Raw genomic sequence first — 12,484 nt, 5'->3', positions numbered from 1 at the left:
ATATCGAAGAGGCTATTAAAAAAGTTCGTAAACGTAAACCTGAGCCAACAGTGATAGATGGAGTTCATTTTACTCCGCAGCATCGGGAACGCATAGTGTTGATAGGAGTTCGTAAGGATCTAATAGAAACCAAACCAAGCTTGGCAACATTGTCATTGCGTAACATTGAAAAACCACAGAAATGCTATACCTTCGCTGAAATACTATGTCCACTAAATGACGAAGAAAAAAAGAAGTACACATTAACTCCCAACCTTTGGAGCTATCTGTACCACTATGCACTGAAGCATCAAGCAAAAGGTAATGGCTTTGGCTTTGGCTTAGTAGACCCAAGAACCCCTAATACCGTATCAAGAACACTTTCAGCTCGTTATTACAAAGATGGTTCAGAGATCTTAATTAACCAAGATGGGCTTGAATCAGAATACTTATTGGATAACCAAGAGCACGCTATCCGCAAGAACTTAGAGCGTGACAACGTAGCAAAAAGCTTTGCAGATAGATATGCAGCTGAAAACCCAGAAACAAGTGATAAAGAGTATAAGCTAGCCTTAAAAGAAGGTGAGAGAATGTATGACGAGCTACATGGTCGCTACGCGCCAGAGTTTGATTCCCTTTACAAAACACCACGACGTTTAACTCCGCGTGAATGTGCAAGATTAATGGGCTTTGAAAAACCCGAGTTTGACCGTAGTGAAGCAGATACTGACTTTAGAATTGTATGTGCTGATACATCTGCGTATAAACAGTTTGGTAATTCTGTTGTAGTTCCAGTATTTAGAGCTGTAGCAAAATTGCTAAAAGATCACATGTAATACGATTTATTTGTTTACTTAAAAATAAGGAAGTCGCTATCTAATCGTGGTTTTCCTTTTTAAGAAATCTGTAGCATTCGCAATTAATAAAGAACGCTCTTCGATAGATAAAGGATTATAAAAATAATAAACGTTCGAGTAATCTGCATAGAATACTCGAACGTTTATTGTCCTAGAAGCTTCGGTTTTTGTTGGTTCCCGCTTTTCAATTTTTTATTACAACAGACGCTGAGAATGAATAATCTCTTGTTTTGTCTAGATATAAAATGCATCTCGATGTAATAAATTTAATTGAATTTGTGTTATAAAAAATCATATTGAGAACCTGCTACATCGAGATATAATCCTTGTTTACTTAACTTAAAAATACAATATTTCAAAAGTTGAACACCATAATTCAAACCAATAATTATATTAAATTATTGAAAAAGTAATTACTACCACGACACGACCACCGCTGCGCCAATAATTAACAAGTGGTAATGGCTATTAAGCCTATATAGCAACAGCACTCACAAAACTAGTCATATCAAAGAACGGGGCGCAGCATTGGGTGGGAGGGGGATGTGGTATGTGTTTGTGGACAATTGGGAACTAATTAAACACTTGGTACCCGAGAGTACTAGAGCATGGCAGAGGCCATTGGAACACAAACACAGCAGCCCGGAGCTAAATGGACAAAGAAACGAATGAGAGAGAAGAGGGCTGGCCGAGTGCCGGGGGCACGCGCATTGGCCGATACGGCCAACAAAAAACTATCCACATAAAAAAATAAAATATATGTGAAGAATTCCCCGTATTAAAACACGTTGTTTGTGTTTTGATGCGTTAGCCAATTGCCCTGCTTTGCCCGTGCCTTTGGGCAAGGCAGAAAAACCGCGCCAGCTTGCTGGCTACCTTAGAGCACGTTTTTCAGTGCGGTGGTGAAAATTTAACATAATGTCCAATAATGCTTGATGTTGCTCAGTGCCCGGCAGCTTGCTGACGATTAGGCACGTGCAATTTCGCATTATTCCACATTATGTTGAACTTGAACTGATAGCCCCAAGCTTGGGGGATGGGGTTGAAAATAGATCTTTAAAGCAGCCTTGTTACGGAAGACAAAACGCTGCCGCCTGAGTGGTGATGACGTTTATGTGATGGGCCGTGTCGCGCAGCGTCACGTTTTTAGGCCATGACATGTTTTTTCGTTTTCACCACTTAGAAGTGGCAAGTTTTGACTGGAGTGTTTAACAAGGCCACATTCGCTCTTGCTGAGATCAGCCATAAAAATATAAATGTTTAATTAATTTATGATAAGTTGATCATGTAAGTGCAGATAATAATGATATTATTGTACATATTTTTTTTGAAATGGTATTCAGCAGTGTCATTTGTAAGACGTTTAGAGTTTGGTAATTACACATTAAAATTTGGTGATAAAAAAGTACTTCTAGATATGTTTGATGAGGTTGTGATGCCTTCATTTCATGAAATGAAATATGTCAAAAGTCATGGGACAAATACTCAATATTTCTTTTTAGACACGGAACTGATTGTGCTTGATGACTACCCTTTTAATCCGATATTGGGGATAGCAGGTCGAATTGTCAAAAACACAAAACTACGTCGTGACCAAATTTTCAAAGAAGGTGACTTGATTGCAGATAAAGACGAAATGGAGTCTGCGCCAAGCTCTACATTTTTACTAATTTTAAACAATCACCGATTGATACTGACACGTGAAGTACCAGGGGCACCAACAATTCAAAACTTTCAATCAACAAGCCAATATTGCCTAATGCAAGCCTACAATGCGTTTATAGGTAGGGTTAGTGAGAATACCAATAAAGAACGGAGCGAAAACCCAGAGTTTAAGCGCGTAACCAAAAAACATTTAAAAGAAATGACCCCTCCACCATTTCTTCGCATTACTCCTTTGCCCGATAAAGAAAATTTAGATGATTTTGTAAGTCGATTTAAAACTATTAGTAAGCTTAGTATCAAACTTTTACCAACAAATCGAGAAGAAATTGATAACGACGATTTTTGGGCTACGGTTAACTTAGGTCGTGAGGAAATGGGTGGCGACTCAACGGCTAAAGTTGAGTTTACTAACAATACAACCGGCCTAAATAATGCTCAAGTTGTTAACAAAACGACGACAGCGACCGCTTTAGGAAACTCCACAGTTAATCTTTCCGGTGTTGATAAGTTTGGCGACTCTCTGAAAGGAAATAATGACAACTTTAACTTGAGTATCGAGCTAGAAGACATTTCTAGAGACGTTAAAGAAGCCGCAGCTACAAAATTTAAACTATTTCACGGGCTCAGCTCTACTGGGGTTATCGCAATACCAACCGTATCAGAAACAGCTTTATCAGCTATAAAGCAGATATTCGGACGGTTTAGATGACCTACAAGTTTGATCCCAGGGAGCTAACTCAAGAAAAATCTCTTTGGGATATATACAAAAAAGCATTCTTAATATTCCCTAGTAAGCTGCAGATAATTATGGTGTTGCTTGTTGCCCTGGGACTAGGCATCAACGCTTATCTCTTTGAAGAAAATACGTCCATATTAGTCTCTGACATCCGAATTTGGGCTTCTTTCGGATTTAACTACGCAATTACAACTTTAGGTTTTCTTATTGCTGGTTTCACTATATTTGCCACATTAACTAAACCAGATATGATGCTAGCGATGATGGATCATCCTAACAAGAGATATAAGTTACCTACTTTAAAATACAATTTTTTTGTATTCATTAAAGTGTTTATTTCTTATATATTTTTTTCTGTAGTTTACGTCCTCATCATTTTATTAGGGCAAGAGAACGGTTTCTTTAGCCATATTATTGATCTACTTCCATACTCTATACAAATCAAACAAATCATAATAAAAACAAGTTACATCATTATAGGCTGTAGTTTTATACATCTTCTCATGCAGTTAAAGTCATTTATATTTAATATCTACATGATCGTAATGAATATGCTTCGATGGGAGCATCTAGTCTCGATGAAGGGTAATAGTGAATAGTAGCAAATAATCCTATATTTTAGTCTTAAAGCCCCAAAAAATATAGGATAGCTTTGTTCATTCCTTGCAAACCTTATAAACGGTTGTTCGGCTGCATCCTAGCTCTTTACTGATCCTATTTTTGTTCATCCCCTGCTCTGTAAGCTCATGAATGCGCTGATGAAGCGTCTTATCAGGAAATCGACCGAGGTGCTTCCCTTCCGCTCTAGCGCGCTCCCTGCCCTCGTTACAGCGCTGTAAAATACGTTTTCTCTCCATTTCTGCGAACGCCGAAATGGTGGTATAGATAACTCGCCCTACATCACTGTTAATATCCAGATCGCCTAAGTCATGAAAGACCAAGCCAGCCTTCTTTTGTGCTAGTTGATCGGCAATTTGCAATGCATCAATAGTATTACGAGCAATACGGTCTACTTTGGTGACGTGAATAACGTCCCCTTCCCTGGCAAAGTCCAACAATCTGTTAAGCTGCTCTCTATCGGAGGATTTACCACTCGCTTGCTCTTGGTAAATTTTTTCACAACCAATCGCTTTAAGCTGTTCAAGCTGTACATCGAGTGTTTGATCTTGAGTGCTGACACGGGCGTAACCAATTTTCATGAGAAGAGCCTTAAAGTGAACATTAAGATAACATAAACTTAGTGTACATGTTCACTTTGGAATTTAAAGACTTTTTGAACAACCAGGCAGATAAAGCCAACGATGTTCACAAAGGTACAGCTTTATGGACACTCAATTTCTTACGTTAGTATATTAATCGACAACCGAATAATATTTGTCGTACTTTTTTTCGTTAAGAACACAAAATAATTTTACAAAATTAATAACTTAAAAATAGAATATCTCCTATTCCAAATGGACCAACCCTAAGCCTCTTCGTTTCACATAATCCCTCAACGTACTTGCTGGTTCATCAATCAGTTTAGCGGTCGGACGAATTCCTAATCCCATGGCCAAGTACTTTTCTATCTGCTCACGTTTTACATCGAGTTTAAGAGTTGAAGCCTGACCCTTTGGCCTACCCAGTACAATTCCATTTTTCTTGCGCGCTGCTAGCGCTTCTTTTGTTCTCATCGATATAAACTCACGCTCTATTTCGGCCGCTAGACCAAGAACAGTTGCGGTGATACGTGCTTGCATGGAACCATCAAGTTGCATATTCTGTTTGGCTATATATACGTTGATGCCTTTTTCGATACATACTTCTAATACTTCAAGAACTTGTAGTGTTGATCGAGCTATCCGACTGACTTCAGCAAAAATCAATTTATCACCAACTTCTAATCCATCAATTAATTGCCCTAGCTTTCGTTCATGCCATTTCTTTTTTCCAGTGACAACGTCTTCGACAAAACATAGGTTAGGTATCCCAAACTTATTCGCGTATTCGTATATCCCGTGTTTCTGGTTTGAAACGTCTTGGCTATCTGATGAAACTCTTAGATATGCATAGTTGGCCATGTTCCCTCCTTGGTTGTAATAGTTATAGCAATGAAAGGAATTATTAAAGTGTAATATACCTAAAATGTGACCTTTGAAAAAAGAGAATGAAAAAAGAAACTTGGTTGCTGTCGTGGTTAAGTGTGTAAATCTTTGATTTCCCACTTATCCACACAGGCTATAAGATCTATATTTAACTATTTATTACTATAAATAGTATATCTACTATAAGAACTATAGAACTCGTAACTCACTGATTATTAATATAAAAACAAGGGTTATTGATCATGTATTAGGTGTTCAAATAACACATTTAAGGTGCTTGTGATCATATTCTAGGTGTTATTGATCATTTATTAGGTATATATGTGACAGTTTTTAGGTGTATATGATCATTTATTAGGTATACATATGACAGTTTTTAGGCCTGTTTTACTCAAGTAATGATGATTTTAAGGTTTTTGATATGTTCACAAGACAATATATAGGTATCTCGCCTAGTGATTATCGCTAGGTAACGCTTTTCAGGTGTACATTCTGTGACTACACCTAAAATGTGTCTTTTATCACGCTTAAATACCTAAATATTGTCTTTTTTGAGATCTAAATACCTAAATACTGTCATACTTAATAGTCAGGATTATCACTAAGTTCTGATAAAGTGTTTATCTTATCGAGTAATGAATCGAGTGATTCTTGTTCCTTTTCAATGAGTTGTTGGTCTTTTTGTAGGTGGCGTTTCGATAAGCTTTTTTCTACTTTCATTGCTTGTTCTTCTTTACCTATATAGCGATAGGCAATAGCGAGAGCTTCCAGTTCTGCTTCATTTAAGGGAATGCTATGTTGCAATCGTTTTAGTTCTAGCTCTTTGATGGTTTTCATTGCTTCATGTTGGTTGAGCTCGTCTATGGTGCCTAGCTTTAGCCAGCGGAAAAGGAACTTTATACCAATAATTGTTTTGCCCTTCTTAATAAGTTCAAACCCTTTGTCACCTTTATCGCTATCTAAGAACAGCAACTCTTTATTGATCTGAGGATGCTCTGATAGTTCTTTAATGCTTTCACGAATACACCGCTTCATAAATACACTGTTATTTTTGAATGAGCTTTTGTCTTTTTTAAGTTTTCCCGACTCATCGAGCAAACCAAAAACGCCTTTTAACTCTTCTATTTTTTGAGCGTGCATTTCAAAGCCTTTATCTTTAAATCGACTGAGTAATTCATAGAGGCGTTTAGAATATTCCTTCTTTACATCAAAGAAATTTCGAGTGTTGATTAGAGCAAAGCCTTGATTGTATTCAATGTATTCTGGCTTAAGCATGTCGTTAGGAACCATTGTCAGCACACCATTTTTGTAAGCTATATGCTTAAATAAAGGGCGGTAATCAAATTCTGTATCACCTTTTTTGGATTCTACTTTTATGCCTATTTTTCGACTGGCTAAACGGTTCGCTACTGGGCTTAAGTTACTGCCAATGTGTTTAGATTCAACACCGAGCCATTCTGACAATTGATGTGAAGTGAACTCATAATGAGGGGTGCTTGTTGACCAATCGGCTTCTTTCATATGAGCAATCATAAGGGCAAACATATCGGCTTCTCGTGCAGATAGGTCCTGGCGGCTGAATACCAGTTGATGACCTTTCTTAATATGTTTTGGTAGGTTATCGCTTACAACTGGATAGTAATATTCTTCATCACTCATATGTAGTTTCTCATCAGACATAATCTAGGTTAATTGTTACATAATCTAGGTGGTTTTTCTATCCTACTACCTGAATTGTGTTATGTATAAAATTGGAATTAATTTCTACGCTTCGAGACTCCGCACTTATTGATGAAACTGATAAGATCAATAATAAAAAATAATCGGTTTATGGATCTCATATATCAACTTTTATTGGTGAATATTGATCTTTTTTCACTTTAGTTTGATGAGGTAAAAATAAGGTGCTTATTCACCTAGTCGTTGCGGGAAATACGCCGGCGACAATAAATAAACGGGTGGCCATTGTGCTTGTTGCAATGAAAGAAAAGAGTAAGTGAGAATGTTGTGTCGTCTTGACGGGGACGCACTTAGCCAATGGTGTTTGATGGTTAGGTGATAAACAGGTATCTCGGGTGATATCCTGCTTTTCTGTTAGGTTGGTAAAGTAAGTACACAGACCAGAAAAGAAATGGAAGAGTGTGACGACTCAACCTGCTATGGAGTGGCGAACCAAGTGACTATGCCCAGCCCTAATTAATCTGTCACAAATTAACGCGCCTGATAAAACACAATATTTAAAACCAATAATCAGACAACTATTGATAGAGCATGGTTGAGGCTAACGTTTTTGTATGGCATCACCCAGCCCCGTCATAGTTTTCGCTCGCCTAAATTTTACTTGTACGGAATAAATGACCGTTATTTTCGTTCCCCTACCCTTTATTTGTCACCTACCTACCTTAATGTTTTTGTTTACCCCTTTCCTCTGGTCGAAATTTTTTTTTGCTGCGCGGAAGTTTCACTTGTTACTCGCGCCCCAGTATTGATCTCCATTTCGTTTTTTTATACCTATTCGACAACATGTTTACATTGTACTTTGTTGTATCCCGCAACTCGCTTTGATGAGATGGATAGTGACTATTTGAACTTGTATTCTTTTCGCATAAGGAAGCTTTATGCGATTTTTGAAGTTAAGAACGGACCATAAACGGCAAAGAAAAGACGGTACCCAATACATGACACCGCTTATTGTTGATGCTCCTAGAAAATTTGCCCCCAGTTCAGATAGAAAAGAAACCAGCTTGCGCCGGACACAGTGTCAATTGATTACCGGAGCACATGATTCGGGGAAGAGCCGTTGGCTCTATCGTCTTCGTGACAATCGACACTTTATCTGGGGGGCAAAACCACAACCTGTTTTACTGGAAGGTTTGATGCCGTTATCGAGCTGGATTGAAGTAAAAGGTATTGGTAATTGGCACCTTAACAAAGAGGGGGAATCGCCTGATTTTGTTCCGTGGAATAAACTTAATCTTCAACAGAAAGCTGACCTACTCTCTGAGTATTTGCTTGATACTCAAACACTGCTGTTTGTTGATGATGCACATAAACTCACGGGAAGAAAAACTCAGATAGTGCGTAAGTGCCTTATGTCGACCAAGATTTGGTTGATGACAGCGAGTGAAGAAGGTCGCCTACCGCCTTCCATCCGGCCTATTGTTGAACGGGCGAACCCGCAACGAACCAACTTAGAAAGTGAGGTGAGTTACGATACCACTAAAGCGCTTATTTGGTTTATGGTGGCAATGTGTGTTGTCGCCGGTGCTTGGGAAGCTGGTGCAGTATTGGGTGGCCTACAGATGCTTGGTACGGGGCGGAGATCAACACGTGCCGATTAAACTCGCTATGTTTTTTATTTTTTTATTTGGTTCATTTGATTCTTACGCCAATTCTTGGGGTATAGATTTGCCTTGGAATGAACCTGAGATAGCCCCTCCTGAAATTAAGCCTTATGAACTGCCTACCTTAAAAGGAGGCGCTCCGCACTATAACACCTCGACTCCTGCATTATCGCCAGCCCCTCTTATTGACCCCGATGTTATTTTTAATACAGTTTTGAAGTGCTACCCAGAGAAGAGCAAATTTAAAATAGACCTTAATTTAGTTGCCGGAATGAAATCGAATATCGATGAATACAATAGCGATGACTGGCCTGAAATCTCGGAGCATTACATTGGTATTGTAGGGAAAATGCCACTCTATTCGACCACCGAACAATCAAGAGAGCGCCAATGGGAATACCAACGAAGAACCGCGACAGCAACCGCAGTGGCAAGCTTTACTCAAGCGTTAGCGGAACGTAATTATGCCTACCGTCTGATGGGGCTGTATTTGTCGTTAGAGGCGCGCTCACAGCTGCGTGTTCAACAAGGAGTCACAACCGTATCAGAACAAGTGGCCTTACTTGAAAAAGTGGCAGCAACGCATCGAGACGTATTGGCACATGAAGCCAAAATTGTGGAGCACCGTTTGGCTTTAGTTGCCATGTGTGAGTCTAGTTATACTGATAACATGAACACTTATCTGCAAAAGATCGCTTTTTTGCCAAGAATCCAGGCGAGTGAAAAAAAATAATGAAATGGCTAAATCATACTCTTATTGCAGGGGCGATTTGTGCCGTAGTGTCACCGCCTCATGTACCTATTTGTATTGCCGGTGCGACCGCGCCTGACTGGTTTGAATATATTATCAAAGTCACGAGAGGCCATATAAAGCATCGAGGGCCAACTCATATATTCACGCATTGGCTGATCGCTGCTATCGCTTTCACACTTGTATGGGATTATCACGGGATAGGGATGGCGTTTGCATGGGGTGGGGTGAGCCATATTTTTACTGATGCCATGACTGTTTCAGGTGTGCCTTTTTCGCCCTACAGTGACAGGCGTTTTCACCTTTTTGGTGGTCGTTTTAGAACTGGTGATCCAGTGGAATACGCCATATCAGCAGTGGTGGTGATTATCTGTATTGTTTTGTCTCAGGCCATTGGTGGTCAAGGGTTTGCACCATTTTTTTATGATTGGTCTGGCATGTATGAGCGTGGATTAATTGATGCGTTTGAGTGGAAAAAGAACCGATTTAGATTAATTTAATGAGGTTCATGGTTGTCAATGTTCAGGCTGAACATTGACAGATTTTTGAGGCTGAATTTAAGGGTTTACGTTGATTGATCTGGTTATTGATCTTGTAGTTATTAGTATTGTTTTAGTGTTTTCTCGCCCTCTTCCATTATTACCCTGATTTCGAGTAATGAATACCAAAGTTTTATTTAGATGGCAAAAATGAGGCTGGTTTTAACCAGAATTGTTTAAAAAGGTTCACTGTTACACTGATCTGAACCTGTGAGACTGGATGCTCACTAAGTGAGTGTCTAGGTAATTTATGTTTTACTAAATTGAAGTTAGGAGGAACCTATGATGACCAACGAACAATATGCCTACTTCAAAGAAATCCAAGAGCTATATGATAAATTGAAGAAACACATACCAGAAAATACACAACGAGAGTCATAGCGAATTGATGCAATGTTTCTTATGATGGAGTTTTCTATAAGCTGTTGCTGTGCTGAGAGCTATTAGCGCGGTGACAGAACTCAACTCAAATAGTGTTGAGGTGACAAGGACGCAATATCGCTATGAAGAACCTATCCATTTTCACTTTATCATTACTATTTGCATTACCGGTGCTATCGGCAAATCAAACCAATGATTCCTTTAGCAAGGCAAAGCGAATGCTGGAGAGAGAGGTGTACCAACAACACCGTGAGACCATTTATTGCGGAGCAAGCTTTGATAGTCAAAAAAACATCATCCCGCCTGAAGGGTTTGAGACAACCAAATATGTGAAACGTGCAAAGAAAGTGGAGTGGGAGCATGTGGTGCCTGCTGAGAATTTCGGGCGTGCTTTTATTGAGTGGCGTGAAGGGCATGAGGAGTGTGTCAATAACAAAGGAAAGGCATTCAAAGGACGGCGTTGCTCGGAAAAATTGAATATGGAGTATCGCTATATGCAAGCCGACATGTTTAACCTTTACCCTGCTATTGGCGCTGTGAATGCGCTAAGACAGAACTACAACTTTACTATGCTACCAGGTGTGAAAAGTAACTTTGGTACCTGCGCCATGAAGATTGATAACAAGAGAGTCGAGCCACCAGAGGGCGCGCGAGGTCGCATTTCAAGAACCTATATGTACATGGAGCAGTCATACCCTAGATACCGTATGAGTAAACAACAAAGGCAATTAATGGAAGCTTGGGATAAACAATACCCAGTGAACCAGTGGGAGTGCGATAGAGCAAAAACTATTGCTGCTTTGCAAGGTAATGAAAACAATATCGTCAAATCTCGCTGTACTAGTTTGGGTATCAACTGACTGAACGGTTCAGATCTACTCAGGCTGGACACCGCATTAAGCGACTTTCAATACTTGTAGTTATTCATTATTTGTTATATCTAACTAACATACTTAGCCAACAAAACAACTTGACACTTCTGCTATATCGTTTAGTATCATATTCAACAACTAATCCTATGTGGGTGGCGAGGCTTGACCCCATCTCGTAGGAAGAAAAAGCCGACTTCATGTCGGTTTTTTCGTATTTGAAGGATCGATAGGTACATTGAATACGCGAGTTTATATTGACGGCTACAACCTTTATTACGGATGCTTAAAGAAAAGCCCGTACAAGTGGCTGGATCTAAAAGCATTGTTTGAAAGTCAAATATTGCCCAGCGTTTATCATGAAAACTCTACGCCTCAACTACTTAATCAAGGAATTAAATTCTTTACAGCGAAAATTGTAGAGAAAGCAGCGCTAGACACAAACTCTACTCAAGATCAAGAAACTTACCATAATGCTCTGAAAAAGCATTTGGGAGATGACTTGTGCTTATACGAGGGGTACTACGCCGTTAACAAAGTTCATGCATACCAAGTTAAGGGGAATACCCTTCCTCGAGACTGTGATAGAGTTGAAATTTGGAAGCTTGAGGAAAAACAGAGTGATGTAAACCTTGCCACTGAAGCTTTATTTGATGTAGTAACACAGACAGATTTAGAACAAATCGTTTATGTTAGCAACGATACTGATATTGCTGCATCAATGATAAAGGTTCGTGAGTACAATAAGATTCGCGCAACTCAAGGCTGGAGCCAAGTAAGAATTGGCCTTGTTATCCCAACAAAATCTGCCAATGAACCAAATGATGAAGAGACTCGAAGAGCAAATAAAACTTTGTCTGAGTTAGCTGATTGGACTGTTAAACACATCACCAAAGAGTGGTTAGAGAAATCCCAACTGCCTCACAAAGTTCCTAATGGCCGTAAGCCTGCCACTATCCCAATATCTTGGCATCCTGAATCAGAAATGTTTACGCTTGTTATGGAAGAGCTCGGTAAGGTTCACAACCTTAGTCAGTCATGGCAATGGTTGACGAGTACTAAACCGCATGTAGATGGCTTAATTGATTTAACTACGGACACACCGCTTGATGCACTTCGCACAACTGAAGGGGCTATAGGGGTTTATGATCATGCTAAGGCTTATATTGAGTATAAAACTAAGAAGCAAAGCTAATCTAAGTTACTCAGATTTGATAGGCTACCTAGTAAGACACTGGTAATACTCTAAACACTCTAATTTTTCTGAAGTCATTGCACC

General features: G+C 39.3%; 12 protein-coding genes. 9 read left to right on the top strand and 3 right to left on the bottom strand.

The window, feature by feature from the left end; genetic code table 11:
• The 4 genes from MCT08_RS18610 to MCT08_RS18595 form a co-directional block, all read left to right on the top strand.
• On the top strand, window positions 1-815 hold an 815-nt coding region (locus MCT08_RS18610; RefSeq protein WP_274679114.1), incomplete at its 5' end, for a DNA cytosine methyltransferase.
• 629 nt (window positions 816-1,444) lie between these two features.
• Window positions 1,445-1,582: a hypothetical protein gene (locus MCT08_RS18605; protein WP_274679113.1), complete on the top strand. Its 138-nt coding sequence runs from the start codon at window positions 1,445-1,447 to the stop codon at window positions 1,580-1,582.
• A 599-nt stretch (window positions 1,583-2,181) separates the two neighbouring features.
• Window positions 2,182-3,210: a hypothetical protein gene (locus MCT08_RS18600; RefSeq protein ID WP_274679112.1), complete on the top strand. Its 1,029-nt coding sequence runs from the start codon at window positions 2,182-2,184 to the stop codon at window positions 3,208-3,210.
• Entirely contained in the window at window positions 3,207-3,836 is a 630-nt protein-coding gene (locus tag MCT08_RS18595) for a hypothetical protein (RefSeq protein ID WP_274679111.1), read from the top strand. Before MCT08_RS18600 ends, MCT08_RS18595 begins: the two co-directional genes overlap by 4 nt.
• Before the next feature lie 57 nt (window positions 3,837-3,893).
• Here the strand turns inward: MCT08_RS18595 and MCT08_RS18590 are convergent, their stop codons facing one another.
• From MCT08_RS18590 to MCT08_RS18580, 3 genes are all read right to left on the bottom strand, one after another.
• On the bottom strand, window positions 3,894-4,436 hold the full coding sequence (locus MCT08_RS18590) for a recombinase family protein (protein WP_274679110.1): 543 nt from the start codon (window positions 4,434-4,436) through the stop codon (window positions 3,894-3,896).
• Window positions 4,437-4,682: 246 nt separating this feature from the next.
• Window positions 4,683-5,297: a recombinase family protein gene (locus MCT08_RS18585; RefSeq protein WP_274679109.1), complete on the bottom strand. Its 615-nt coding sequence runs from the start codon at window positions 5,295-5,297 to the stop codon at window positions 4,683-4,685.
• A 606-nt stretch (window positions 5,298-5,903) separates the two neighbouring features.
• The gene (locus MCT08_RS18580) at window positions 5,904-6,980 is read right to left on the bottom strand and encodes a replication initiation protein (RefSeq protein ID WP_274679108.1); all 1,077 of its coding nucleotides are present in this window, start codon (window positions 6,978-6,980) and stop codon (window positions 5,904-5,906) included.
• A gap of 959 nt (window positions 6,981-7,939) precedes the next feature.
• Here MCT08_RS18580 and MCT08_RS18575 point away from each other — a divergent pair.
• From MCT08_RS18575 to MCT08_RS18555, 5 genes are all read left to right on the top strand, one after another.
• Window positions 7,940-8,662, top strand: coding sequence for a hypothetical protein (locus MCT08_RS18575; protein ID WP_274679107.1), 723 nt, complete (start codon window positions 7,940-7,942; stop codon window positions 8,660-8,662).
• A 7-nt stretch (window positions 8,663-8,669) separates the two neighbouring features.
• On the top strand, window positions 8,670-9,398 hold the full coding sequence (locus MCT08_RS18570) for a hypothetical protein (RefSeq protein ID WP_274679115.1): 729 nt from the start codon (window positions 8,670-8,672) through the stop codon (window positions 9,396-9,398).
• Window positions 9,398-9,916 (top strand): metal-dependent hydrolase, encoded by a 519-nt coding sequence (locus MCT08_RS18565; protein WP_274679106.1) that lies wholly within the window; start codon window positions 9,398-9,400, stop codon window positions 9,914-9,916. The genes MCT08_RS18570 and MCT08_RS18565 overlap by 1 nt, the downstream gene beginning before the upstream one ends.
• A 542-nt stretch (window positions 9,917-10,458) precedes the next feature.
• On the top strand, window positions 10,459-11,196 hold the full coding sequence (locus tag MCT08_RS18560) for an endonuclease (protein WP_274679105.1): 738 nt from the start codon (window positions 10,459-10,461) through the stop codon (window positions 11,194-11,196).
• Between the two features lie 247 nt (window positions 11,197-11,443).
• Window positions 11,444-12,400, top strand: coding sequence for an NYN domain-containing protein (locus MCT08_RS18555; RefSeq protein ID WP_274679104.1), 957 nt, complete (start codon window positions 11,444-11,446; stop codon window positions 12,398-12,400).
• Window positions 12,401-12,484 lie beyond the last annotated feature (84 nt).

Source organism: Vibrio aestuarianus, assembly GCF_028858425.1.
GTDB lineage: Bacteria > Pseudomonadota > Gammaproteobacteria > Enterobacterales > Vibrionaceae > Vibrio > Vibrio aestuarianus.
Note: the sequence above shows the minus strand (reverse complement) of the source record. Positions and strands in the feature narration are given on the sequence as shown.